The sequence below is a fragment of the Massilia jejuensis genome (assembly GCF_042656795.1).
Classification (GTDB): Bacteria; Pseudomonadota; Gammaproteobacteria; order Burkholderiales; family Burkholderiaceae_D; genus Telluria; species Telluria jejuensis.
The window spans coordinates 61,449-86,642 of sequence record NZ_JBHSMS010000028.1 but is presented as its reverse complement, the minus strand read 5'-3'; the positions used below and the strand labels follow the sequence as shown (position 1 = coordinate 86,642).

Sequence of the window (25,194 nt, the reverse complement as noted above, 5' to 3'; positions counted from 1 at the left end):
CAAATAAATTTGGAAATTGTCATGTTGCGTCGCCTGCCCTTTTCTCCGACCCGCGCGGCCGTCCTTACCCTCGCGGCAGGCCTGGCCGCTTCCACCGCGCTGTTCGTGGGCGTGAGCCATCTCGAATACGACAACCTGTCCCTGTCCTTCAACCAGCGCGCCGAGCAGCGCGTGGCGGCGGTGCGCCAGGGCCTGCACGAAGCGGTCGAGGTGGCGACCGTCACCAACCAGCTCTTCGCCCTCGGCGCCCCGGTCACGCGCGCCCAGTTCCACGATTTCACCGCCCCGCTGCTGCTGCGCCATCCGTTCATCAAGGCGTTCAACTTCCACCGCATCGTCAGGGACAGCGAACGCGCGGCGGTCGAGGCGCAACTGCAGCGCGTCGTTCCCGGCACCGTCATCACCGAGGAGAAGGACGGCAGGCGCGTGCCGGCCGAGCGCCGCCCGCTGTACAGCATCGTCGACTACCTGGTGCCGATGGGTGGCAACGAGGCCGCCTTCGGCTTCGATTCCTCGATCCGGGCGCCGATCAATGCGGCCCTGGCGCGCGCCCATGCCGAAGGCCGCGCGGCCGCCACCCCGCTGTTCCCGCTGGTGCAGGACCCCAACCCGCAGCCGAGCTTCCAGGTCCTGCTGCCGGTGTACGACCGCAAGGGCGAGCTGGCCGGCGACACCGCCGTCGTGGTGCGGGCCCAGGAACTGGTGAGCATGGCCCTGGCCGGCGCCGGCCTGCTCGACGACGGCGGGATCGTGATGTCCGTGTATGCGAGCGCGCGGGCCGACAGCGCCCACCTGGTCTTCACCACCGGCGATGGGACACCCCCCGGGCGCGAGCTGCTCGCCAACTGGATCGCCCCGGAACATGCGACCCAGGTCGCGCGCATCCTGGACGTGGCCGGCCGCCCTTGGCTGGTCGAGGTCGCGGCCAGGCCGCGCCCGTTCGCGGCGGATCACCTCGCGTCGCTGGCGATGCTGGCCGGCGGCATCCTGCTCAGCCTGATGACGGCGGCCTGGGTCCAGGCCTCCGGCGCGCGCGCGCGGCGCATCCAGCAGCTGGTACGCAAGCGCACCGCCGACCTGAAGCGCACCAACCGGCGCCTGGTCGACGACATGGTGGCGCGCGAGCGCACCGAAAAGGCGCTCCAGCAAAGCGAGCAGCGCTTCCGCCAGCTGGTGTCGATGTCCTCGGACTGGTACTGGGAACAAGACAGCGAGTTCCGCTTCACGATGGTCGCCGGCGGCTTTTCCGAAAAGGCCGGCGTCGCGGTCGAACACCTGCTGGGCAAGACGCGCTGGGAATACCTCCCGGCCCTGGGCGACACCGAATACGGGCGCAAGCACATTGCCCTGGTGCACAGCTTCCAACCCTTCAACGACTTCGAATACCATGTACTGGACGACAACGGCCAGACGCGCTGGTTCCTGGTCAACGGGCAGCCCGTCTTCGACGAGCTCGGCCATTTCGCCGGCTACCGCGGCACCGGCAGCGATATCACCGAGCGCAAGCTGACCGAGCAGCGCGTCCACCACGTGGCCCAGCACGATGCGCTCACCGGCTTGCCGAACCGCTCGCTGCTGCAGGACCGCCTCGGCCAGGCCGTGGCCTATGCCACCCGCAGCGGCAACCCGGTGTGGGTCATGCTGATCGACCTCGACCGCTTCAAGTTCGTCAACGACAGCATGGGCCACAAGGCCGGCGACGTGCTCCTGATGACGGTCGCGGCGCGCCTGCGTTCGTCCCTGCGCGACGCCGACACGGTGGCGCGCCTGTCGGGCGACGAATTCGTCGTCATCGTTTCCGAGCGCGGCGACCAGGAATTGACGCCCGATATCGTGGCACGCGTGATGAACGCGGTCGCGCAGCCGGTCATGCTCGGCACCAAGGAATTCTTCGTCACCTGCAGCATCGGCGTGGCCGTGTATCCGAGCGAGAGCACGAATGTCGACAACCTGATCGAACATGCCGACATTGCCATGTACCGAGCGAAAAAACTGGGGCGCAACAACTTCCAGTTCTACACGCCGGCCATGAACGAGGAGTCGCTGGAACGGGTGCGCATCGAGAGCGCGCTGCGCAACGCCGTCGAGCGCGACGAATTCGTGCTGTACTACCAGCCCCAGATCGATATCAAGAGCGGCAAGATCGTCGGCATGGAAGCGCTGATCCGCTGGCAGCATCCGGAACTGGGCATGGTGCCGCCGGGCCGCTTCATCAGCATCGCCGAGGAAACCGGCATGATCGTGGCCATCGGCGCGTGGGTACTGCGCACCGCCTGCGCCCAGAACAAGGCCTGGCAGGATGCCGGCTTCGACAGGCTGCGCGTGGCCGTGAACCTGTCGGCACGCCAGTTCGGCGCGTCCGACCTGATCGAGAACCTGGCAACGGTGCTGCGTGACACCGGCCTGGAGCCGAAATACCTGGAAATCGAGCTCACCGAGAGCCTCTTCATGAGCGACATCACCCCGGCCGTCGACTTGCTGCACCGCATGAAGGCACTCGGCGTGAACCTGTCCATCGACGATTTCGGCACCGGCTACTCGAGCCTGTCCTACCTGTCGCGCTTCCCGATCGACGTCCTGAAAATCGACCGCTCGTTCGTGGCCGACATCACGCGCGACGCCAACGACGAAGCGATCGTCACGTCCATCATCGCGCTGGCGCACAACCTGAAGCTGGCGGTGATCGCCGAAGGCGTGGAAACGGGCGAACAGCTCGACTACCTGCGCCGCCACGGCTGCGACGAAATGCAGGGGTATTACTTCAGCAAACCCTTGCCAGCGCATGAATTCGAGCAGCTGATGGTCGAGGGACGGGGCCTGCATCCGGAGCAAACCATGGCACCAGAGGACGCCTCCGCCGTTGCTTGAAGGATTATTCCTACAAGACGTGGCTTTTTTTTACACACTTGCTCTACAATAGTCGTGTCTCTATTGCAATTTCAGGAAAATAATAATGATAGAAGATGTGCAAGTGCGCCAGACGGTGAAAGCGCGCGTGGTGCGGACCGACCTGCGTACGCGTGATCTGGTGAACCAGGCAGTGGCGTCGATTCCGACGCTGGGCATGCAGCGCGCGGCCGAGTTTCTGGCGGCGATGAACGTGCCGGCCGAGATTGCGGTGCGTACGTTGGTCTATCCCCACCGCCGCAGGCGCGGCTGAGGGACCGTCGGCCCGGCCAGGCCAGGCAGGATGCCGCTTGCGCGTTCGCGCAAGCGGCTTGCTCCCTACTTCGTTTCCTGCGCCTGGATGTCGGCCAGGGATTCCAGGCCACGCGCCGTGACATCGTAGCCACCCTCCGGGCGCGCTGCCAGATGCGACTTGCGAATCAGGAACTGGGCCACGTCGCCGGGAACCGTCGCCGCGGGATCCTGCGCCAGGGCAGTCAGCGCTTCGACGCAGGCGCGCAGGAACAGTACCTGCTGTCCTTTTTCGGTCAGGTCGACCCGGCCGTCGCGTGCATAGGCAATCATCTTCAAGCCGGCCAGTCGCTTGGCGTTGCGCCCGACGCAGGCATTGACCCGGTCGGTGCGCGCACCGCGCCGGATGAATTCGAGGGCGTCGTACTCGTCAGTCGTTAGTTTTTCGTTCTTCATTACCGCTCAATCAATCTACAGGGCAGCCATGGTAACCGCCGTGGGGCTTGACGGCAACATATGCCCGTAGAAAGAAACGGCGCGTCTCCCAGGCTTAACGCATGGTGCGCAATGCGATCCACAGCAAGCCGGCGCCGACGATGGCGCCGACAGCGAGCACCCCCTGGAAACGGCGCGATGCGAAACCGGTGCTCCGGCCCAGGTAAATCTTGTTATGCAGTGAATTGCCCATCTGGATCTCCATCATTCAGTTCTACAGTCGGTGAATGAATATTATAAAAAAACTCACATCATGGGAACGTTCGGCATCGAACATAATTGTAACTTTGTGTGTTGTTCAGCAAGATTGCCACACTCTCGTACTGCGCGCCGGCAGCGGGAAGCGACTGTTAGGATGGTTTCAACGACGAACAGGAGAAGCACCATGACGCAGGCAAAACACCCCGTGGATCCGGCAGTGAATGGCAGGGCCATCCTGCACGAGGACGACATCGGCAGCGGCGAAAAGACGCCGGCGGAAAAGGAAACCGAAGAGATGATCAAGGAAATCCCGCCGCTCAAGGGCGGCGGCAACAACGGCGGACAGCCGAAACAGTAGGAAGCTGTTCCCGTAGCGATCGGTTCAGGGACGCCGTCGGATGCGACGCAGGACGCCACCCTCGAGTGGCGTCCTGCGTCTCGGGGCACACACGGCACACACCGTTACAGCGCGCACGCCTGCAGCGGCTCAAGCCGCGCGGATCGGCGGCTCGGGAAGCACGGGTTCCTCGACCGGGGCGTGCACCGGATCGGGGACGTCGTCGGGAACCGGAATGCTGGGTGGCGTCGGCGAAGGTTCGGGGTCGGGCGTGGAATGGGCACGCAAGGTGCGCCGGCATTCGTACGAATCGATGGGTTCCATCGGCGTAGTCCCTTTCGAAAGGTCGTTTCCGGACATGGCGCGGCACAGAGGGCCGCACCCTGGCAGCCGGCGTGCGCGGCGCGCATGCCGGCTGTACTGGTCGAGATCAGTGCTGTTGCTTCTGCTTGGCGCCACCGCCCGCGCCTTCGTGGGAGCCGGCCTTCTCGCGCGACATGTGGTCGTGGCTGCTCTTGTCCTGGGTGCCGGCGCGCTGCTTGGCCAGGTCTTCTTCCGACATGTGGTCCGACTGCTTGCTCGCGCTGTCGTTCGCTTTTTGCTGGCTCATGTTCATTCTCCTGTGATAGTTGAAAACGTTGACGTTTTGCGAAGACTAGCATGGAAGAACGGCGGCGGTTTTCAATCGTGCGCAAGGCCAAAAGATGCGTATAGTTCATGTTTTTCGTCCAGTCCACGCCCATGAACATCCGCCCGTTCCTGTTCTCCACCCTGCTCTGCGCCCTTTCTCCGGCCCTGGTGTCGGCAGCTCCCATGAAACTTGCCGACTATATGGCCCTGACCGGCCCCGCTCCCACCAGCCGCGTCGCCTACGGCAGCGCGCCTTCCCAATACGCCGAGCTCTTCGTCCCGGGCGGGGCCGGTCCTTTCCCGGTCGCGGTGCTGGTACACGGCGGCTGCTGGACCGAGAAATTCGGCGGAATCGTTCAGCTGCGCAACATGGCCGGCGCCCTTGCCGCACGCGGCATCGCGGTCTGGAACGTGGAATACCGCCGGGTCGACGAGCCCGGCGGCGGCTATCCCGGCATGTACCAGGACATGCATGCGGCGCTCGCGGCCCTCGAGGCGCAGGCGAGCGCCAACGGCCTGGACCTGGAGCGCGTGGTCGCGGTCGGTCACTCGGCCGGCGGCCAGCTGGTGCAATGGATCGCGGGCCGCGCCCGCATCCCCGCCAGCAGCCCGCTGCACCGTACCGACATGCTGCCGGTGCGCGCCGTCGTCAGTCTCGGCGGCCTGGCCGACCTGCGCGGCGAGCGCGCACTGATCAAGTCGAGCTGCGGGCGCGACACGCCGGAACTGGCGGGACAGCCGAGCGCCGCCCGGCCCGACGTCTACGCCGATACGAATGCCGCCGAGCTAATGCCCAACGGCAGCTACACGATCCTGGTGACCGGGGAACTGGACACGATCTCGCCGCCGCGCGTCGCCCACGACTACGCGACCCTGGCGCGCAAGGCCGGCGACCTGGCCGAGGTGGTGATCCTGCCGGGCGCGAGCCACTACGACGAAGTCGCCGCCAGCTCGCCGTCGTGGCCGCTGGTGGCGTCGGCCATCGAACGCGCGCTGGCGCACCCGCACGACAAGGGGGCCGTCAAACCCGCCGCTTCGCCAGCGGCGCGTTGACCACCAGATCGCTGGTCGGCACCGCCACGCAAGGCAGCAGGTAGTGCTCGCGCTTTTCCTCGATCGACAGGCCGGGCCACTCGACGAGGTAGCGCACCGACCCCGAGGCCAGCCGGCACAGGCAGGTGCGGCAAGTGCCGTTGCGGCAGGAATTGGGCAGGTCGATTCCGGCCGCTTCGAGCGTTTGCAGCACCGTGTCCTGCGTGGCGGGAAGGTTGCAGCCGAGGGGAACCAGGGCGATGGTGTGGACGGTGGGATCGGTCATGGCCCGATTGTAAAACGGGCGCGCGATGCTCGGGCGCATGAGTTCGTTTGCGCACAGACCGCCGGCCCCCGCACGCCTACGCTGAGGTTTCCTTAAGTCAGCATAGCAGGTGCAAAATGAAAAACATCATCGCTCCCCTTCTTCTCGCCATGCTCGCCGGCGCCCTCCCGCATGCCGCCAGCGCCGCGCCGGCGCAGGCAGCGCCGCAGCCGGCCATGGCCGCCCAGCCCGGCCAGGCCGGCAGCGCCGACAAGGCGGGTGCCAAGCGTGCCCAGTTCGAGCGCCTGCTGCGCGCCCAGGTCCTGCTCGACCGCTCGCACTTCTCGCCCGGCGAAATCGACGGCGCCTTCGGTTCGAACATGCGCCAGGCCTTGAGCGCATTCCAGAAGTCGCGCAATCTCCAGGAAACCGGCAAGCTCGACGAGGCCACCTGGAACGCGCTGAACCAGGACGGCACGCCGACCCTGACCGAGTATGTGCTGACCGACGAGGACGTGGCCGGCCCCTTCCAGCCGATTCCGGAAGACATGATGGAAAAAGCCAAGCTGCCCAAGCTCGGCTACGCAAGCTCGGTGGAGGGCCTGGGCGAGAAATTCCACGCCAGCCCCGAACTGATCGTGCGCCTGAACCCCGGCAAGAACCTGATGCGCGCCGGCGAACAGATCGTCGTGCCGAGCGTGCATGGCGGACCGGCCCTGCCGGCCGCTTCCAAGATCGTCGTCAGCGACAGCCGCAAGGTCCTGATGCTGTTCGACGCATCGGACCGCCTGATCGCGCAATATCCGGCCTCGACCGGCAGCTCGAACGATCCGCTGCCGATCGGCACCTGGAAGATCAACGGCGTGTACCCGAACCCGGATTACCACTACAACCCGAAACTGTTCTGGGATGCCGAGCCGGGCGACAAGAAAGCGAAGATCGCACCCGGCCCGAACAACCCGGTCGGCGTGGCCTGGATCGACTTGTCCAAGGAACACTACGGCATCCACGGCACGCCGGTGCCCAAGTTCGTCGGCAAGACCGAATCGCACGGCTGCATCCGCCTGACCAACTGGAGCGCGGCGCAAGTGGCTGCCGTGGTTGCGAAAGGCACGGCGGTGGTACTTGAAGGGTAATGTTTTCCAACAGGAGACTTGCATGAAATGGTTGGTCACGTTTTTGCTCGGCGCGGTGGTCGGCGCCGGTGGCTTGTTCGTTTATTTGCGCGAGTTCGCCGACGCGCCCGATCCGATCGTCACCGACGGTGGCGCCCTGCCGGCGCCGCCGCGCGATGGGCCGCCCGCCCCGGCGGCCGCGCCCACCGCCGGCGGCACGCCGGCCGACCGCCTCGTGCAGACCGATCTTGCCGACGCCCACTTGCCGATCCGTCCCGCCCCGCAAGCGGGAACGGCGGTCCCGGCCGGCTCCGCGCCGAGCGCCGACGGCAGCATGCCGGGCAAGCTGCTGGTGCCGGTGGAAGGCATTGCCTACGCCAGGCTGACCGATACCTTCGACCAGCCGCGCGGCCAGGAACGCCACCACGAGGCACTCGACATCATGGCGCCGAAAGGTACCCCGGTGCGCGCGGTCGCCGACGGAAAGGTCGCGAAGCTGTTCGAGAGCAAGCCGGGCGGCACCACCCTGTACCAGTTCGACCCGAGCGAGCGATACGCCTACTACTATGCCCATCTCGACAAATACGCCGACGGCGTCAAGGAAGGCATGCAAGTCAAGCGCGGCGACCTGCTCGGCTATGTCGGCGTGACCGGCAACGCCGATCCGAGCGCGCCCCACCTGCATTTTGCCGTCGTTGCCCTGACACCTGAAAAGCAGTGGTGGAAAGGTACGCCGATCAATCCCTACCCGCTACTGAGCGACGAAGTGTAACGGCCGGAGAAAACCGTCACTGCGTGGCGACCAAACTCGGTGATCCGAAAATTCAGGCCAACCGGTACATCTGCATAAACTGTTACCGAGGATGCGGAGCGCTCTCGTCTTGGAGCGAACGCTGTATGGATATCGCTGTCGCGACCTCCCTGCGAAGGTCCGCTAAGGCTGCGATGCGGACGATCAGGTTGGACCGACTACGGTGCGATCGGCTCAGGCTTCAATGCCGACGGTTACCGCCAGGATTCGCCAGCGTGTGAGATTCGGATCGCTGTTTCCATGGTAAGGCGTATTCCTCCGCATCCGCATCCGCATCCGCGGTCGCACGCCATCGTCATGCCTTCGATTCGTCTACACCGCTCAGTGCGCCGGCGATCGATTCTTATCCAGAAAACCGTGCGCATGTAACGCCGATATCGACACGACCGTCATGGTCTGATGACAGTGAATTCGTAAGATTTCCCATAAGAATTAATTCATTTATTTTTTGAAACTGTCCGTTTTTTTATACTTTTGGTCGCAAAAACCGCGTCGGGCTGGTAGATTTATCCTACTTTCCGATGTATTTATGCAGAATGACTAATCCTATAGCCTGGTCACCCATTTTTCCCGACAATGCGTTCGTGCCGCATATGGACGCGTTCAGTGCACAACCTGATTATCCGAGACTGCTCATCGTCGACGACGATCCACGTTCCCGCGATTCTCTGCGTGAATTGCTGAAAGACGGTACGACGGACCTGGCCACGGCGCGCAGTGGAAAAGACGCGCTGATGCAGCTGTCGAGCAGGCGCTTCGACCTTGTGCTGCTGGATTTGTGCTTGCCTGACGTGAATGGGCACAAGATCATGGATTTTATCAGTCGCGAGGCTATCGACGTCGATGTCGTCATCATCAGCGGCAGAGTCGAGATCGACGCGGCCATCGGCGCCCTCAAGCGCGGGGCATTCGATTACGTCAGGAAGCCGTACGGCCTGGAAGAAGTGACGACCGCCGTGAGAAATGCGCTGGAGCAGCGCCGCCTACGGCAGGCGAACAGGCACATCGCGATCGCACTCGAGAAGTCCGAGCGCATGTACCGCTATCTGGTCGATGCATCGCCCGATATCATTTACACCCTGGATCGTGAAGGCAGATTCACGTTCATTAACGATCGCGTCAGCCGGCTGCTTGGATTCCAGCGCGATGAGCTCATCGGCCAGCATTACCAGGCACTGGTGTTCGAGGACGACCTGGAACTGGCGAACCATGCTTTCGACGAGCGTAGAAGCGACGCGCGCGCATCGCGCAATATCGAGCTGCGCCTGAAGCGTTCGGCCGACGTCCAACGAACGCAGGGTCACAAGAACGATCCGATGACGATTTCCCTGAACGCGTCGGGAATGTACTTGCAAGGTGGTTCGGCCGAGCGGCCGGGGTTCGTGGGTACCTATGGCGTGGTGCGCGACGTCACGGAAAAAAAACGTGCCGAAGCGGTGATTTCTTACCAGGCCTACCATGACATCCTGACCGATTTGCCGAACCGCAGCCTGTTTCGGGACCGTTTGGGCCTGGCCCTGATCCAGGCCAAGCGCAAGAACGTTGACCTTGCCGTCATGTTCATCGACCTGGATCGCTTCAAGCTGGTGAACGACACGCTGGGCCACCACAAGGGAGACGCGCTGCTGCAACAAGTGGCATGTCGGCTCAAGCGCTGCCTGAGGGAAGGCGATACCTTGGCGCGCCAGGGAGGCGACGAGTTCACCGTCGTGCTGCCCGACCTGCAGCACCACGATGACGCGCGTGTCGTCGCCGCGAAGTTCATTCACAGCCTCGAACAGCCATTCGATCTCGACGGGCACACGGCCCGGATCTCGGCGTCGATCGGTATTGCCGTGTATCCCGACCATGGCGAGACGCTCGACGAACTGCTTCGCAACGCGGATACCGCGATGTATCAGGTCAAGGGCGAGGGAAAGAACGGCTTTGCCTTTTTCGACCAGTCCTCGCGCGAGCTACTGGATCGACGCACTTCCCTTGGGCATGGCCTGCGCCATGCGCTGTCCCGGAACGAGCTGGAAATGTATTACCAGCCACAAGTCGATACCAGCACCCATCGCCTGGTCGGCGCCGAGGCACTCATCCGATGGAATCACCCGACACGTGGCCTCGTCCTGCCGCGAGAATTCATGCCCTATGCCGAAGAACACGAGCTGATACCGGCGATATCGGAATGGATGATCGATGCCCTGTGCTGCGACATGCAACGGTGGAGCCGTGCCGATAACACCCTGAAGCTCTCGCTCAATCTGTCGCCCCATTACCTGGACCGCGGAAAAATCTACGACAAATTGCGGAGCGCGATGCTGCATCACGACATTTCGCCCAATCGGATCGAAGTGGAGATTACCGAGAATATCAGCAAGAGCAACCCGCAACACGCGATCGACCAGCTCAAGCGCCTGGGGCAACTTGGCGTCTCCATCGCCATCGACGATTTCGGCATCGGCTATTCGTCACTGGCCTACCTGCATCGATTTCCCGTCGATACCATCAAGATCGACCAGTCGTTCATCAAGGCGATCGTTGAAGACGATGCCCAGTATCCCGTCGTCCTCGCCATCATCTCGATCGCGCGTGGGCTGGGCCTGCACCTGATCGCGGAGGGTGTCGAAAGCGAGGTTCAGGTGCGTTACCTGCGCGCGCATGGCTGCACCGTCATGCAGGGGCACCTGTTTCATCGCCCGATGCCCATCGACGAATTCATCGCCACCATTGGCGGGAAGGCGACGTGACGCGCCAGGTCCGCGCGACTGGGGCGGAAGCAGACCTTCATGAGTGGACAGTGTGCGCATCCGGCGCCGGGTCCGGCTCGGCCGCCGGTTCATCGACGTCGGCCCCGACATTGATGGCGGCATAGGCCCGCTGCACGGCCACCGCCTCGCGGCTCGCCGCGCCATACAATTCCTGCGCCGCCTCGATCATCCTGGCGCGCGCGTCCGCATAGTTGGTGCTCGACGTGAACTTGGTCGTGTTCGCCTTGAACCAGATCTTGAATGCCTTGTCGGTTCCGATGCCGGTCATGGCATGCGGCGACTTGACCAGGTATTTGCTGTGGTAGTCGCCCGCCTTGTCCGCTTTCGACCCTTGCGACAGGAAATAAAACATCCGGTTGTTGGGGCCGCTGCTGTAGTGCACGTCGAGGCGCCTGAGCGCGGTGCTCCAGGCGTCCGGGCTGCTGCCGTCCTTGCTAGGACGGTACATCCAGCGCAGCGGCGTGTTGTCGCGGCTGATCTCGGTGCCCAGCATCCAGTCGTTACCGGTGGAGGGAATGAAGTCGCCGGTGCCGCCGGCGCGCGCGTAGGCTTCCACGACTTCGCCGCCGATGTCCGAACTCGATTCGTTGAGCCCGCCCGATTCGCCCGAATACACCAGGTCCGAGGTCGCTGCCGTCACGCCATGGCCCATTTCGTGGCCGATGACGTCGATCGACCCGAGGCTGTTGAAGCTCGCACCGTCGCCGATGAACATGCAGCGGCAGGTATCGCTGTAATAGGCGTTGTCGTAGGCGGTGTTGACGTGCACCGCGATATAGGTCGCGGTATTGTGGCCGTCGAGCGACTGCCAGCCGAGCACGTTCTTCAGGGCGTCGTAGGTATTCATCAGCCCCCACATGGCGTTCACGGCCGCCGTCTGGCCGTTGGCGTTCGTGGTGCTGCCGCCGCGGATGTACTGCTTGCCGTCGCCCCAGGTGTTAGTGGTGTGCGTATAGAGCTTGCCGGCCTTGCTGCCGCCGTCGGCATTCGTGATCGCCATCGCGCCGTAGGTGCCGCCGGTGCCGCGCTCCGGGTCGCGCATCCGGTAGCTGCCCTCGCTGAAAGTGGTGCTGATCGGCACCTCGCCGTTGTACTGGCTCTTGCCCACGCCGATCACGGTCTGCAAGGCGCTCCAGCGCTCGATGATGCGCCCGTTCTTCGCGCTGACGACCGTGTCGTGGTAGTACGGATGGGCGCCGCGCTGCATGCGCGTGCGTACCAGGTAAGCGAGCTCGTAGCGGTCGACGACTTCCAGCACGTCGAGCGCATTGAGTTCGTCGTCGAGCTTGCCGGCCGCGCTCGCCAGGCGCTCCATCTTCATCACCGGATAGATCAGCAGCTCCACGCCCGGCGCCTTGACGTGGGCCGCGTCCGGCCCGGCGGCCGACAGGGTCGCGCCCACCGCCGCGTCGATCGCGGCCCTGGGCGGCATGGCGGGCTTGACGTCGAAGTCGGCCGTGGCCGCGCCGAGCCGGTTGGCGGCGCCGCGCCCAAGGTGCAAACGGCGGTCCGAGGCCGACTCCGAAACGATCGCGCCCCTGGCGTCGACCACCAGGACCGACTCCGAGCCGAACACGCGCAAGCCCTTGTAGGTATGGGCGGCGCGCACGACCTGGGTGCCCTGCAGGCCGGGGTGCTGTAGCCCCACCGTGAAACCGTGGTCGTCGTCGAGGCCGCGCGCGGCGCGGGCCTGGCCCAGCTTCGCGACCAGCGCGGCCGTGGCGGCGGCCGATCGCACCTGGGGTGCGCTCATCATCGGCGTCGGCACGGCGGCCGCGCAGGCGCTTGCGATCAGGACGCCGAGGGGCGCGGCCAGCAGGCAGGTTCGAAGCTTCATGACGTCTCCATTCGAAAGTTCCCAGCCGCAAGATTGGGCCGGAGATCGTCGAAGTGTGGACGAGTGTCAAGAAAATGATTTGCTTAAACGCAAGAAGCCCCGCACGCTGCGCAGGGTCGCAACGGCGGGGCTGTTCAAACGGACGCGGTTGTCGTATTTCTGGACGAGCGATTAATAGCGCTCGTCGTCGCCGCGCTTGAGCAGGAACCAGGCGGCGGCGCCGACGGCGCCGGCAATGGCGACCTTGGTCGCCAGGCCTTTCTTGTTATGCTGCCATTCGGACTTGAGGCCCATCTCGCCCAGGATATTCGGCACATGGCCATGGGCCAGGTCGTCGACGATGCCTTCGACCACGTTGATGCGGTCGGCACCGAGCAGGATCAGCCAGTGGCGCAGGTCGCTCTCGGTGAACTTGAACGCGGCGCGCCGCAGCATGCCGGACAGCCCGGACGGCGGCTGGCCCGTGCCGTGCAGCTGGGTGATGCCGGGACGTTCGTTCGACACCAGCACCTCGACGCGCTGGGCCTGGGCCTGCGGCTCGGGCATGTCGGCGGGCGTATAGCGCGGCGGGGTGCGCTCCATCGGCACAGCGGGACGGTTCTTGTGGTCGAGGTCGGCGCCCCATCCCTTGATATGGGTCATCTCCTCGCGCGTCTTGCGCTGCTGGCGCAATTGCGGCTGCACCGGATGGTGTTCGTGACGGCCATGGTCGTGCTCGTGCTCATTATCGTGGCCGATGTGGACGGTCATGTCGCGGTTATCCATGCGTGCCTCCTCAGTTCGTGACGCTGGCCGCCACCTTGCGCACTTCATGGGCGCGCGGCGGGATCAGGATGGTCTTGATGCAGTTGTCGAGCTTGCTCGAGAAGATGTGGTAGGCATCGGCCACCTCTTCCAGCGGCACCCGATGCGTAATGATCTGCTTCGGATCGATGTGTCCGGCGCGGATGTGTTCGATCAGGCGCGGCAGGTGGCGCTTGACGCTGGCCTGGTTCATGCGCATCGTGATGCCCTTGTTCAGCGCATTGCCGATCGGGACCGCATTGAAGGTCGGGCCGTACACGCCGACGATCGAGACGTTGCCACCCTTGCGCACCGAGTTGATGCACCAGTGCAGCACGGTCGCCGCGCCGGCCTGCATCTTCATCAGGCGCCCGGTGACGGTCTGCGCCACGCTGCCGGCCGCGTCGCCGCCGACGGCATCGATGCAGACGTCCGCGCCCAGCCAGTCGGTCATCTTCTTGATGTGCAGCGCCATGTCGCGCACGTCCTTGAAATTGACCACTTCGCACTGCGCATAGTGCTTCACGAATTCGAGGCGGTAGTCGACTTCGTCGACCACGATCACGCGGCCGGCGCCAAACAGCCAGGCCGACTTGGCGGCGAAGATGCCGACCGGGCCTGCGCCGAAGACGACGACGGTGTCGCCTTCCTTGATGTCGCCCATTTCGGCGGCCTGGTAACCGGTCGGCAGCGCGTCCGTCAGCAGCACGGCGTCGTCGTCGACGATATCGTCGGGAATGACGACCGGACCGACGTCGGCCATCGGCACGCGCACATATTCCGCCTGGCCGCCGTCGTAGCCGCCCGCCGTATGCGAGTAGCCGTAGATGGCGCCGACGGCGGTCGACATCGCGTTCGTGTTATGGCAGTTACCGTAGAGTTCTTTCTGGCAAAAGAAACAGGAACCGCAGAAGACATTGAACGGCACCAGCACCCGGTCGCCCACCTTCAGGGTTTCCACCTGCGCCCCGACCTCCTCGACGATCCCGATGAATTCGTGACCGAAGGTATGGCCGACGCGCGTGTCCGGCACCATGCCGTGGTACAGGTGCAAGTCCGAGCCACAGATGCACGAACGCGTCACGCGCACGATTGCGTCGCCCGGATGCTCGATCACGGGGTCCGGCTTGTGGTCGGCGCGCACACGGTAAGGTCCCCGATAGTTCATTGCCAGCATAAATTCCTCCTCAAGAGTTTCGCGGTGCCCAGCATCGATGAGGGCGCAAGACCTTAAGTTATGTCAAAACGCCATCAATTGCGATACGCGCACGGAAAGGAATTCATGTTTTTTAGCGTTATATAGCTAAATTTAGCATTATGTTCGCAGCAGGAAACCGACAATTCCTGCTGGAAGCACCGACCGGGCACCCTCCCTACAGTTGCCGCGCCTCGAAAGTATTGCATTGCTGCACGTCGCCCTTTTCGAAGCCGCGCTTGAACCAGCGCACGCGCTGCGCGGAACTGCCGTGCGTGAACGAGTCCGGCACCACCGTGCCGCGCGACTGGCGCTGCAGGGCGTCGTCACCGATGGCCGAGGCCGTCGCCAGCGCGCTTTCGATATCGCCCGCCTCCAGGAAGGCTTCCTTCTGCTGGGTCTTGTTGGCCCACACGCCGGCGAAGCAGTCGGCCTGCAGTTCCAGGCGTACCGACAAGGCGTTCCCCTCGGTTTCGGAAGCCTGCGCCTGCGCCTTGCGCACCTGGTCCGAGACACCGACCAGGGTCTGCACATGGTGGCCGACTTCGTGGGCGATCACATAGGCCTGGGCGAATTCGCCGCCGACCTTGAAGCGTTCCTGCATCAGGCGGAAGAAACTCAGGTCGATGTAGACCTTGCGGTCGCCAGGGCAGTAAAACGGGCCGGCCGCGGCGTTGCCGGTACCGCAGGCGGTGCCGATGCGGCCTTCGAACAGCACCAGCTTCGGCGCCTGGTAGGTGCTGCCCTGGGCGGCGAAGATCGGCGTCCAGGCATCCTCGGTATAGCCGAGCACGGTACGCACGAAGCGCGTCTCGCGGTCCTCGGCCTGGGGCGCATTCGGGTCCGTCTGCTGCTGCACCTGGGGCGCCGGCCCGCCGCCGCCGCCCATCATGCCGATCACGGTGCCCGGGTCGACGCCGAAGAACAGCGAAGCCACCAGGGCAATGGCGATCGTGCCGATCCCCACGCCCTTGCCGCCGATCCGGAAACCGCCGCCACCGCCACCGCCGCCGCCTCCGCCCCGGTGATCCTCGACGTTACCGCTCTCGCGGTCGCCTTCCCACTTCATCGCGACCGCCGCAGGTTGGACGAATTCATGTTCTCGCGTGCATCTTTCGTGCGGAATTCGTCATCGGGCGCCAGGCCGGCACGGGTGTCGTCGTTGTGGGTGCGTTCCTGGCGCTCGCGGGCGACCTCGCGGTCGACGCGGACATGTTCCTGGTCCGGGAGAAGTGGCTTCATGGTTGTCCTTGGTTGCTTGAGTCTGCTTGCGGCGGCACCTTTGCCGACGCGAACACGGAACCAGTATGGACGCGTCCTCTTCGCGGGTATGTTCGGGTATTCACATAAGCGGCTTTCTCTGCTCTGTACGATGGCGAACAGAGAAGGGCCGGACCATGCCGCATGCTGGAAACATGACCGCCACCACCATCGATACCGACGCCCTGCTCGCGCTGGGCCAGGCCCTGCAGCGTGCAGGCTACCAATTCACGACGGTCACGCCGGCGACCCACCGGCGTGTCAACGGCCGGCCGGACAACGCCCGGGCGCGCGACCTGCGCGGCGTGTTCGGCTGGAGCCGGCCCGTCGAGGAAGCGACCCTGCCCGCGCAGACGGTGGCGCTGATGCGCCGCGCCGGCGTGCTGGCCGAAAAAGACGGGCAGCTGCGCGCCGCCGTGCGCGCCTCGACCATCGGCCCCCGCCTGTACTTCCACTCGTCCTTCCCCACCCGTGACGAGGATGCGGTCTTCTTCGGGCCGGACACCTACCGCTACGTGGCGGCCTTGAAACGGGCGATGGAGACGATCGCGCCGCCGCGACGCGCGGTCGACATCGGCACCGGCGGCGGGCCGGGCGCGATCGAAGTGGCGGCACGCTTCCCAGCGTGCGAGACGATCGCGGCCGACATCAACGACCGCGCGCTGGAACTGGCCGGCGTGAATGCGCGCCTGGCAGGCGCGACGAATGTGCAGGCGCGCCACAGCGACTTGCTGAAGGACCTGGACGGCGACTTCGACCTGGTGCTGTCGAACCCGCCCTTCATCCTCGATCCGGACAAGCTGCGCTACCGCCACGGCGGCGACATGCGCGGGGCGGGCCTGTCGCTGCAGATCGTGGAAGCGGCCCTGGAACGGCTGCGCCCGGGCGGCAGTCTGCTGCTCTACACCGGGATCGCGATCGTCGACGGGCGCGACGAGTTTCTCGCGACCATACGACCGCAGCTCGAAGCGGCCTGCGCCACCTGGACCTACGAAGAGCTCGACCCGGATATCTTCGGCGGCCAGCTCGACAGCGACGGCTACGAGGAAGTCGAACGGATTGCCGCCGTCTGGCTGCATGCGGTCAAGCGGACGGACGGCCCGCCCGCGGCCGGTCGGGAATAGCCCGGGGTGCGTGCGCACCCCGTCGCCCGTGCCCGGGACGGGTCGTCGGGGATCCGTGAGCGCTCCGGGAAGGATAGGCTGGTCGTAAAAAGTGCGGTGCTTTTCTGCTGAGCAATGTAAAATGAGAATGGTAACGATTCCCATTTCGCACAGCAAGCGCCAGCCTCCTCTTTTTCATCGAGTCCCCCATGTCCATCACGACATCCGCGATCCGCACCCTGCACCTGTGGGCGGGCCTGGTTTTCGGCACCCTGCTCGTCCTGCAGGGCCTCACCGGCAGCATCCTCGGCTGGCGTCATGAGCTCGACAGCGTGCTCAATCCCGGCCTGCTGCAAGTCGCGCCGCCGCCCGGCGCGCGCCAGGGCGACGCCCTGCGCGTGGCGCCAGGCAGCGCCCAAGCCATCGGCGCGATGCTGGAAGCGGCCGACGGCTATGGCCGCCCGAACATGATCGGCTTCCCGGAGCACGCCGGCGACGTCTTCATCGCCTCTTACCGGCCCGTCAAGCGCGCCTCGACCTGGGAGCAAGGCGTGACGCGCCAGGTCATGATCGACCCGGCCACCCTGCGCGTGCTGGGCGAGCGCAACTGGGGCCAGGCGGGCCTGAGCCGGCCGCTGCTGCTGCCCACCCTGTTCCACCTGCATCATTACCTGCTGACAGGCGACGGCGGCAAGGTCGTGATCGCGGTCGAAGGGCTGGCGCTCCTGCTGCTGTCGGCGACCGGCATCGTGCTCTGGTGGCCGAAGCCGACGCGCGCGGCGTTCCGGCATGCGATCACTTTCCGCCTCGGCAGTTCATGGTCCAGGTCGAGTTTCCAGCTGCACCGCGCCGCCGGCTTCTACATCGCGCCGGTCTTCGCGATGCTGGCCGTGTCCGGCATCTACTTCAACATGCCGGGCTGGGTGACGCCGGCCGTCGGCGCGTTCGGGACCCTGGCGCCGAACGACAAGCCGGCGAACCGCAGCGCATCCGGGGCGGTGGCCCCGGAGGCGGCCGTGGCGGCGGCGCAGGCCCTGTTCCCGCAAGGCCGCGTGTCGCGCCTGAGCTTCCCGGCCAAGCCGGGCCAGCCCTTCGAAGTGCGCCTGCGCCAGCCGGGCGAACGGCGCCACGGCGACGGCGCGACCCGCGTCACGATCGACTCCGGCGACGGGCGGGTGCTGCGCGTAGCCGATCCCCTGACCATGCGTTCGGGCGAGCGCTTCCTGTCATGGATGCTCCCGCTGCACACGGGCGAGGCCTTCGGCACCGCCGGACGCGTCTTCATCACTGTCATCGGACTGACGCCGCTGCTGTTCTTCGTGACCGGGCTGGTGATGTGGCTGAAGTTCCGGCGCCCGCGCAGCAAGGGACCCAAGCGCACGGCGCCGCAGCGCCGCGCCGTGCGCTTGCACGAGGCCTGACGGCGGCCCGCGCTGCGCCAGTAAATGAAAAGGGCTCCCGTGGGGGAGCCCTTTTCATTTACTGGCGGAGAGGGTGGGATTCGAACCCACGGTACGATTTAACGTACGCCTGATTTCGAGTCAGGTACATTCGACCACTCTGCCACCTCTCCTGAATCGGTGTCGCGGTCGCTGCAAGAGGCTCGCATTATAGCGGCCGATCCGGGGCTGCGCAAGGGAATGATGCCGCAGGCCTACACGGAATGGCTTCCTGCGCGCGCGGTGCGGCCGGCGCGGGCGGCCTCCTCCTCTCGGCCATGAAAAAAGGCTCCCTGGCGGGAGCCTTCTTCATTTACTGGCGGAGAGGGTGGGATTCGAACCCACGGTACGATTTAACGTACGCCTGATTTCGAGTCAGGTACATTCGACCACTCTGCCACCTCTCCTAAATCGGTGCCGCGGTCGCTGCAAGAGACCAGCATTATAGCCAGCCTCCGCGCAAAACGGAAGAGCTAAATTTCCGTTCTCAGGCCGCGCCCGGCACCAGGCGTTCCAGCCCACCCATGTAGCCGCGCAGCACTTCCGGCACCACCACGCTGCCGTCGGCTTGCTGGTAGTTCTCCAGCACCGCCACCAGGGTGCGCCCGACGGCCAGGCCCGAGCCGTTGAGCGTGTGCAGCAGTTCCGGCTTGTTCTGGGCGTTGCGGAAACGCGCGCCCATCCGGCGCGACTGGAAGGCTTCGCAGTTCGACAGCGACGAAATCTCGCGGTAGGTGTTCTGCGCCGGCAGCCAGACTTCGAGGTCGTAGGTTTTGGCCGCGCCGAAGCCCATGTCGCCGCTGCACAGCGACATCACGCGGTATGGCAGGCCCAGGGTTTGCAGGATGGTTTCGGCATGGCCGACCATGTCTTCGAGTGCCGCGTACGACTGCTCCGGATGGACGACCTGCACCAGCTCGACCTTGTCGAACTGGTGCTGGCGGATCATGCCGCGCGTGTCGCGCCCATAGCTGCCGGCCTCCGAGCGGAAGCACGGGGTGTGCGCGGTCATCTTGATCGGCAGTGCGTCCAGCGGCACGATGGCGTCGCGCACGATGTTCGTCAGCGACACTTCCGAGGTCGGGATCAGGTAGAAGGTCTCGCCCTCGCCTTCCACGCCGCCCTTCTTCACCGAGAACAGGTCGGCTTCGAACTTCGGCAGCTGGCCGGTGCCGCGCAGCGAGTCGGCGTTCACCATGTATGGGGTGTAGCATTCGAGGTAGCCGTGCTTGTCGGTGTGGATGTCGAGCATGTACTGGGCCAGCGCGCGGTGCAGGCGCGCAATGCCGCCCTTCATGACCGAGAAGCGCGAACCGGTCAGCTTGGTCGCGGTGTCGAAGTCCAGGCCCAGCTTCTCGCCGATATCGACGTGGTCTTTCACCTCGAAGGCGAAGCTTGGCGGCGTGCCGATCCTGCGCACCTCGACGTTGCCGGTTTCGTCGACGCCGCTGGGGACCGATTCGTGCGGCAGGTTCGGGATCGACTCCATGAATTCGGCCATCCTGCGCTGCACGTCCGCCAGTGCGGCCTCGTTCGCTTTGAGCGCGTCGCCCAGGCCCGCCACTTCCGCCATCACGCCCGCCGTGTCTTCGCCCTTGCCCTTGAGGATGCCGATCTGCCTCGACAGCGCATTGCGCTTGCCCTGCAGTTCCTCGGTACGGGTCTGGATCGCCTTGCGCTCGGCCTCGATCGCATTGAAGCCGGCCACGTCGAGCTGGAACTTGCGCGCCGCCAGGCGGGCGCACACGGTATCGATGTCTTTGCGGAGAAGTTGGATGTCTATCATGGTCGGGCTCAAGCCAGCAGTATGTCGAAAACGCAATTGTACCAAGCGGGGCGCGATTCCTGAGACCGAGATTCAGGTGCCGCCTGCGTCCTCGTCGAGCTGGCGGAGGAAGGCCAGCTTTTCCGCGATCTTCGCTTCCACCCCGCGCGGTACCGGCCGGTACCAGCCCGGCTCGGGCATGCCGTCGGGCAGGTAGGTTTCGCCGGCCGCATAGGCATGCGGCTCGTCGTGGGCGTAGCGGTAGTCGTGGCCGTAGCCGAGCTCCTTCATGAGCCTGGTCGGGGCATTGCGCAGGTGCACCGGCACCTCGCGCGACTTGTCCTTGCGGATGAAGGCCATGGCCGCGTTGAAGGCGTTGTAGCCGGCATTGCTTTTCGCCGCGATCGCCAGGTAGACGACGGCCTGTCCCAGCGCCAGCTCGCCTTCGGGCGAACCGAGGCGTTCGTAGGTGGTGGCGGCGTCGTTGGCGATCTGCAAAGCGCGCGGGTCGGCCAGGCCGATGTCTTCCCAGGCCATGCGCACGATGCGGCGCGACAGGTATTTGGCGTCGGCCCCGCCGTCGAGCATGCGGCACAGCCAGTACAGGGCCGCGTCCGGATGCGAGCCGCGTACCGACTTGTGCAGGGCCGAGATCTGGTCGTAGAAATTGTCGCCGCCCTTGTCGAAGCGGCGCGAATTGAGGGTCAGCGCGTTGTCGACGAATTCGCCCGTGATCCGGGTCACGCCCGAGGTCTCGGCCGAGGTCTTGGTCTGCTCGAGCAGGTTCAGGAAGCGGCGCGCGTCGCCGTCGGCGTAACCGACCAGGGTGGACACCGCGATCTCGTCGAAGGCCAGGTGGGCCAGCACGCGCTCCTGGGCGCGCTTCAGGAGCAGGCGCATCTCGTCGTCGTCCAGGGCTTTGAGCACATACACCTGCGAGCGCGACAGCAGCGCCGAATTCACCTCGAACGAAGGGTTCTCGGTGGTGGCGCCGATCAGCGTCACCAGGCCCGACTCGACGAAAGGCAGCAAGGCATCCTGCTGCGACTTGTTGAAGCGGTGGATCTCGTCGATGAACAGGATCGTGTGCTTGCCGCGGGCCAGGTATTGCTCGGCCTGTTCGACCGAGGCCCGGATGTCCTTCACGCCCGAGAGCACGGCCGAGAGCGCGATGAATTCGCAGTCGAAGGCATGGGCCGTCAGGCGCGCCAGCGTGGTCTTGCCCACGCCCGGCGGTCCCCACAGGATCATCGAATGCGGCTTGCCCGACTTGAAGACCAGGTTCAGGGGCTTGCCCGGTCCCAGCAGATGGCTCTGGCCGATGACTTCGTCGATGGTGCGCGGGCGCAGGGCTTCGGCCAGGGGCGCGGCCGGCTCGTTCTTGAACAGGTCATCCACGCTGGCCTCCGCAGGCGCGCCGACAGGGAAAAATTGGCGAAAAGTTGTGCATGCAACCAGTGTAGCCGATGCGCCCCCGCGCCGCGCCCGCGCACGCCCGGCGCGGGGCGGCGATGGCAAACAATTGTTTGAATCTACCAACAATTGTTTATTGCTTGTTGACCTCGGCGCCCTTCGGGATCTCGAACTTGAACTGCTGGGCGCCGAGCGCGGGGTTTTTCTGGAAGCTGGTGAATTTCAATACCGACGTCTGGCCGAAGGTATCTTTCAATTCCATCGCTTCCGGCGTGCCGTTGCGCAGGCCGATGCTGATCTGCTCGAAGGTCGTGTCCTTCGCCTTCGGCACCGCGCTCAGCCATTCGAGGCCGTCGCGGGTGCCCGCTTCGGACAGGGTGAAGTTCTTTTCCAGGTCGTTGCTGCCGAACAGGATCGCGGCCGGCGAGGAACCGAGCGCGTTGCCCAGCTTCTTGACCGTGACCTGGTTCAAGTCCTTGTCGTAGATGTAGAGCTGGTCGCCGTCGGCCTGCAGCAACTGGTCGTAGGGCTTCTGGTAGTTCCAGATGAACTTGCCGGGACGGGCGAAGACGAAGCTGCCGCTCGAGACCGGGGATACCTTGCCGGTCTGGGATTTGCGCTGCTGTTGCTGGGTAAATTCGCCTTTGGCGGCCTTGGTGGTGGCGACAAACGACTTGAACTGGTCGAGGGCGGTCGCCTGCGCGGCGCCGCACAAGGCCAGGGACGCGGTGGCGAAGAGAGTGGCGATGGTGGTTTTCATGTTGTTAGGCATCGTTGTCCTTTAAAAGTATGCGGCGTGAAGTGTGCGGCGTGCGAAAGTGCGAACGCGCGGGACCGGCGCCCATTCTGCGCCGCACGCGATCGTCGGTCGGTGCGGGAACAAACGGGCCGCGACGGCGACCCGCTTACTCCGCCTGGGTGGCCGGGACGAGGATGTCGCGGTTGCCGTTGCTTTGCATCGGCGAGACGACCCCGCTCGTTTCCATCTGCTCGAGCAGGCGGGCGGCGCGGTTGTAGCCGATGCGCAGGTGGCGCTGGACCAGGGAAATCGAGGCGCGGCGGTTTTTCAGCACCACGGCCACGGCCTGGTCGTAGAGGGCGTCGGACTCGCCGCCGCCCTCGCCGGCCGGCACGCCGTCGCCGCCGCTTGCGCCTTCTTCCAGCGTCCCGCCTTCCAGGATGCCTTCAATATAATTCGGCTCGCCCAGCGATTGAAGATGTTTTACAACTCGATGCACTTCTTCGTCCGAGACGAACGCGCCGTGCACCCGCACCGGCAGGCCGGTACCGGGCGGCATGTAGAGCATGTCGCCCATGCCCAGCAGCGCCTCGGCGCCCATCTGGTCGAGAATGGTGCGCGAGTCGATCTTCGACGAGACCTGGAAGGCGATCCGGGTCGGGATGTTCGCCTTGATCAGGCCGGTAATCACGTCGACCGAGGGCCGCTGGGTCGCCAGGATCAGGTGGATGCCGGCGGCGCGCGCCTTTTGCGCGATGCGGGCGATCAGCTCTTCGACCTTCTTACCGACCACCATCATCAGGTCGGCCAGCTCGTCGATGATGATGACGATCGTCGGCAGCTTCTCCAGCGGCTCCGGATTGTCGGGCATGATCGAGAACGGATTCGGGATGTGCTCCTCGCGCTTTTGCGCGTCCAGGATCTTGGCGTTGTAGCCGGCCAGGTTACGCACGCCCAGCTTGCTCATCAGCTTGTAGCGGCGCTCCATCTCGTTCACGGCCCAGTTCAGGGCGTGGCCGGCCTGGCGCATGTCGGTCACGACCGGCGCGAGCAGGTGCGGAATGCCTTCGTAGACCGACATTTCCAGCATCTTCGGATCGATCAGGATCAGGCGCACATCGGCCGGATCGGATTTGTAGAGCAGCGACAGGATGGTGGCGTTGATGCCGACCGACTTGCCCGAGCCGGTGGTGCCGGCCACCAGCAAGTGCGGCATCTTGGCCAGGTCGGCCACGACCGGCTTGCCGGCGATGTCCTTGCCCAGGGCGACGGTCAGGTTCGAGGGGCTGTCGTTATAGACCTTGGAGCCGACGATTTCGGTCAGGCGCACGATCTGGCGTTTCGGGTTCGGCAATTCCAGCGCCATGTAGTTCTTGCCGGGGATGGTTTCCACGACGCGGATCGAGGTCAGCGAGAGCGAACGCGCCAGGTCGCGCGCCAGGTTCACGATCTGGCTGCCCTTCACGCCCGTGGCCGGCTCGATTTCGTAGCGCGTCACGACCGGCCCCGGGAAGGCGGCCACGACCTTGGCTTCGACGCCGAAGTCCGACAGCTTCTTCTCGATCAGGCGGCTGGTGAATTCGAGCACTTCGACGGAGACCGTTTCCTGCGCCGGCGGAGGTTCGTCCAGCAGCGACAACGGCGGCAGCGGCGAGTCGCCCGGCAGGTCGCGGAAGAGCGGCGTCTGCTGCTCTTTCACGGCGCGTTCGCCTTTCGGCACCGACATCATCTGCGGCTCGATCTTGATCGGCGCCGGTTCGCCCGGCAAGGCGTGCGCCGGCGGCGGGCCTGGGATGGCCGGCGCGGGCGCAGGCGCACCCAGCGACGGCGTCGCGCGCGCCGGCGCCGCCACCGGCGCGATGTCGTCATCGTCGTCGAACTGCGGCTCGGTGCGGCCAGGGGCCGGCGCCTTGTCGCCATGGCGTGCGCGTTCGGTCACCACCGCCTCGTCGCGCTTGACGGCCGCCACTTCGCCCTGGCGCCGGTCTTCGCGGTCTTCATAACGCAGGCGGAACCAGTCCATGCTGGTGTCGAAGAATTCGCCGATGCGCTCGGCGACGGCCAGCCAGGAAACATGGAAGAACAGCGAAAAACCCAGCCCGAACAGCAACAGCAAGAGCAGCGTCGCGCCGGTAAAGCCGAAGGCGACCTGCGCGGAGTGGCCCAGCAACTGGCCGAGCACGCCGCCCGGGGCGCGCGGCAGTTCCACGTCCCAGGACCACATGCGCAGGTATTCGAGCCCGACGCTGCCGGCGAACATCAGCGCGAAGCCGATCCAGCGGACGATGAATTCATCCTGGTGCTCCGGTTCGGCCGGCGTGGGCAGCTTGTTGGTCAGCTTGCGCCAGCCGCGCCAGACGGCGCGCAGGAACAGCGCGCCCCACCACCAGGCGGAAAAGCCGAAGATGAACAGCAACAGGTCGGCCAGCCAGGCGCCGGCCCTGCCGCCCAGGTTGGCGATCGATGAAACGGTATTGGCATGCGACCAGCCCGGATCGGCCTTGTTGTAGCTAAGCAATATCAGGACGAAATAGAGAAAGGCGACGGCCGTGGCGATCCAGCGCGCCTCCAGCAGGAGGCGGGCGAGACGGCGCGGCATCGGCGATCGCGGGGACGGATGACGGGGTGGTGTCGGGGACTGTGCGGGACTCTTCTTGCTCATGCTGCCAGGGGCTGATGGGTTCGCCATTTCGGAATCCGCTCATTCTAAGGCATATGGCGTGGCGAAGCCCGTGATTCGTGCTGAGATTCATGCTGAGATTCATGCTGAGATAGGTTCTCCAACGCATCATCGTCTATAATCCAGCCTGCAGCGGGCGCCTTGATTTATGTCTACTTCGTCCCCAGTTGCCCACTTCTGACCCACTCTCATTTCACTCC

Annotated in this window: 23 protein-coding genes and 2 tRNA genes; 9 read left to right on the top strand and 16 right to left on the bottom strand. The window is 65.0% G+C overall.

Translation table 11 applies throughout. From position 1 onward, the window contains the following. The first annotated feature begins 21 nt into the window (after nt 1-21). Both ACFPOU_RS08935 and ACFPOU_RS08930 read left to right on the top strand, forming a co-directional pair. Complete coding sequence (locus tag ACFPOU_RS08935; protein WP_379719628.1) at nt 22-2,868, top strand: bifunctional diguanylate cyclase/phosphodiesterase; 2,847 nt, start codon at nt 22-24, stop codon at nt 2,866-2,868. 85 nt (nt 2,869-2,953) lie between these two features. Continuing rightward, nucleotides 2,954-3,160, top strand: coding sequence for a hypothetical protein (locus ACFPOU_RS08930; protein ID WP_379719626.1), 207 nt, complete (start codon nt 2,954-2,956; stop codon nt 3,158-3,160). Nucleotides 3,161-3,225: 65 nt separating this feature from the next. Here the strand turns inward: ACFPOU_RS08930 and ACFPOU_RS08925 are convergent, their stop codons facing one another. Together ACFPOU_RS08925 and ACFPOU_RS08920 are read right to left on the bottom strand one after the other, a co-directional pair. Continuing rightward, nucleotides 3,226-3,594 (bottom strand): hypothetical protein, encoded by a 369-nt coding sequence (locus ACFPOU_RS08925; protein WP_379719624.1) that lies wholly within the window; start codon nt 3,592-3,594, stop codon nt 3,226-3,228. Nucleotides 3,595-3,688: 94 nt separating this feature from the next. Next, the gene (locus tag ACFPOU_RS08920) at nt 3,689-3,826 is read right to left on the bottom strand and encodes a hypothetical protein (RefSeq protein WP_193686356.1); all 138 of its coding nucleotides are present in this window, start codon (nt 3,824-3,826) and stop codon (nt 3,689-3,691) included. Nucleotides 3,827-4,018: 192 nt separating this feature from the next. Between ACFPOU_RS08920 and ACFPOU_RS08915 the strand changes: the two genes are divergently transcribed. Further along, the gene (locus tag ACFPOU_RS08915; RefSeq protein WP_379719622.1) at nt 4,019-4,192 is read left to right on the top strand and encodes a hypothetical protein; all 174 of its coding nucleotides are present in this window, start codon (nt 4,019-4,021) and stop codon (nt 4,190-4,192) included. Nucleotides 4,193-4,321: 129 nt separating this feature from the next. Here ACFPOU_RS08915 and ACFPOU_RS08910 read toward each other — a convergent pair whose 3' ends face one another. After that, nucleotides 4,322-4,495, bottom strand: a complete 174-nt coding sequence (locus ACFPOU_RS08910) for a hypothetical protein (protein ID WP_379719620.1) — start codon at nt 4,493-4,495, stop codon at nt 4,322-4,324. A gap of 106 nt (nt 4,496-4,601) precedes the next feature. Continuing rightward, on the bottom strand, nt 4,602-4,781 hold the full coding sequence (locus tag ACFPOU_RS08905) for a hypothetical protein (protein WP_379719618.1): 180 nt from the start codon (nt 4,779-4,781) through the stop codon (nt 4,602-4,604). Between the two features lie 131 nt (nt 4,782-4,912). Here ACFPOU_RS08905 and ACFPOU_RS08900 point away from each other — a divergent pair, with 131 nt between their 5' ends. Then, nucleotides 4,913-5,854, top strand: coding sequence for an alpha/beta hydrolase (locus ACFPOU_RS08900; protein WP_379719616.1), 942 nt, complete (start codon nt 4,913-4,915; stop codon nt 5,852-5,854). Here the strand turns inward: ACFPOU_RS08900 and ACFPOU_RS08895 are convergent. Continuing rightward, nucleotides 5,823-6,119, bottom strand: coding sequence for a 2Fe-2S iron-sulfur cluster-binding protein (locus ACFPOU_RS08895; RefSeq protein WP_379719614.1), 297 nt, complete (start codon nt 6,117-6,119; stop codon nt 5,823-5,825). The two genes, ACFPOU_RS08900 and ACFPOU_RS08895, sit on opposite strands and share 32 nt — an antisense overlap. A 116-nt stretch (nt 6,120-6,235) precedes the next feature. On the opposite strand from ACFPOU_RS08895, the gene ACFPOU_RS08890 reads away from it, so the two are divergent. From ACFPOU_RS08890 to ACFPOU_RS08880, 3 genes are all read left to right on the top strand, one after another. Continuing rightward, the gene (locus ACFPOU_RS08890; protein WP_379719612.1) at nt 6,236-7,234 is read left to right on the top strand and encodes a L,D-transpeptidase family protein; all 999 of its coding nucleotides are present in this window, start codon (nt 6,236-6,238) and stop codon (nt 7,232-7,234) included. A gap of 22 nt (nt 7,235-7,256) precedes the next feature. Beyond that, nucleotides 7,257-7,985, top strand: a complete 729-nt coding sequence (locus tag ACFPOU_RS08885; RefSeq protein ID WP_379719610.1) for a M23 family metallopeptidase — start codon at nt 7,257-7,259, stop codon at nt 7,983-7,985. A gap of 632 nt (nt 7,986-8,617) precedes the next feature. Further along, nucleotides 8,618-10,759: a putative bifunctional diguanylate cyclase/phosphodiesterase gene (locus tag ACFPOU_RS08880; RefSeq protein ID WP_379719608.1), complete on the top strand. Its 2,142-nt coding sequence runs from the start codon at nt 8,618-8,620 to the stop codon at nt 10,757-10,759. A gap of 37 nt (nt 10,760-10,796) precedes the next feature. Here the strand turns inward: ACFPOU_RS08880 and ACFPOU_RS08875 are convergent, their stop codons facing one another. The 5 genes from ACFPOU_RS08875 to ACFPOU_RS08855 all read right to left on the bottom strand — a co-directional run bounded on the left by ACFPOU_RS08875 (nt 10,797) and on the right by ACFPOU_RS08855 (nt 15,837). Further along, nucleotides 10,797-12,617 carry a M4 family metallopeptidase gene (locus ACFPOU_RS08875; RefSeq protein ID WP_379719606.1) on the bottom strand — a complete coding sequence of 607 codons (1,821 nt, stop codon included), beginning with the start codon at nt 12,615-12,617 and terminating at the stop codon, nt 10,797-10,799. 171 nt (nt 12,618-12,788) lie between these two features. After that, complete coding sequence (locus ACFPOU_RS08870) at nt 12,789-13,382, bottom strand: hypothetical protein (protein ID WP_379719604.1); 594 nt, start codon at nt 13,380-13,382, stop codon at nt 12,789-12,791. Nucleotides 13,383-13,392: 10 nt separating this feature from the next. Further along, complete coding sequence (locus ACFPOU_RS08865; protein ID WP_379719602.1) at nt 13,393-14,577, bottom strand: zinc-dependent alcohol dehydrogenase; 1,185 nt, start codon at nt 14,575-14,577, stop codon at nt 13,393-13,395. A 196-nt stretch (nt 14,578-14,773) separates the two neighbouring features. Continuing rightward, entirely contained in the window at nt 14,774-15,664 is an 891-nt protein-coding gene (gene ypfJ / locus ACFPOU_RS08860) for a KPN_02809 family neutral zinc metallopeptidase (protein WP_379719600.1), read from the bottom strand. After that, nucleotides 15,661-15,837 (bottom strand): hypothetical protein, encoded by a 177-nt coding sequence (locus tag ACFPOU_RS08855; RefSeq protein WP_379719598.1) that lies wholly within the window; start codon nt 15,835-15,837, stop codon nt 15,661-15,663. Before ACFPOU_RS08855 ends, ypfJ begins: the two co-directional genes overlap by 4 nt. A 173-nt stretch (nt 15,838-16,010) precedes the next feature. Between ACFPOU_RS08855 and ACFPOU_RS08850 the strand changes: the two genes are divergently transcribed. After that, nucleotides 16,011-16,979, top strand: coding sequence for a methyltransferase (locus ACFPOU_RS08850; protein WP_379719596.1), 969 nt, complete (start codon nt 16,011-16,013; stop codon nt 16,977-16,979). 188 nt (nt 16,980-17,167) lie between these two features. Beyond that, on the top strand, nt 17,168-18,379 hold the full coding sequence (locus ACFPOU_RS08845; RefSeq protein WP_379719594.1) for a PepSY-associated TM helix domain-containing protein: 1,212 nt from the start codon (nt 17,168-17,170) through the stop codon (nt 18,377-18,379). Between the two features lie 62 nt (nt 18,380-18,441). Here the strand turns inward: ACFPOU_RS08845 and ACFPOU_RS08840 are convergent. The 6 genes from ACFPOU_RS08840 to ACFPOU_RS08815 form a co-directional block, all read right to left on the bottom strand. After that, nucleotides 18,442-18,531: transfer RNA gene (locus ACFPOU_RS08840), tRNA-Ser, on the bottom strand. A 183-nt stretch (nt 18,532-18,714) separates the two neighbouring features. Beyond that, nucleotides 18,715-18,804: transfer RNA gene (locus ACFPOU_RS08835), tRNA-Ser, on the bottom strand. A gap of 80 nt (nt 18,805-18,884) precedes the next feature. Further along, nucleotides 18,885-20,183 carry a serine--tRNA ligase gene (gene serS / locus ACFPOU_RS08830; protein ID WP_379719592.1) on the bottom strand — a complete coding sequence of 433 codons (1,299 nt, stop codon included), beginning with the start codon at nt 20,181-20,183 and terminating at the stop codon, nt 18,885-18,887. 72 nt (nt 20,184-20,255) lie between these two features. Then, nucleotides 20,256-21,560: a replication-associated recombination protein A gene (locus tag ACFPOU_RS08825; protein ID WP_379719590.1), complete on the bottom strand. Its 1,305-nt coding sequence runs from the start codon at nt 21,558-21,560 to the stop codon at nt 20,256-20,258. Nucleotides 21,561-21,708: 148 nt separating this feature from the next. Next, nucleotides 21,709-22,335 carry an outer membrane lipoprotein chaperone LolA gene (lolA, locus tag ACFPOU_RS08820; protein ID WP_379719588.1) on the bottom strand — a complete coding sequence of 209 codons (627 nt, stop codon included), beginning with the start codon at nt 22,333-22,335 and terminating at the stop codon, nt 21,709-21,711. A 145-nt stretch (nt 22,336-22,480) separates the two neighbouring features. Then, entirely contained in the window at nt 22,481-24,976 is a 2,496-nt protein-coding gene (locus tag ACFPOU_RS08815) for a DNA translocase FtsK (protein ID WP_379719748.1), read from the bottom strand. Between the last annotated feature and the right edge of the window lie 218 nt (nt 24,977-25,194).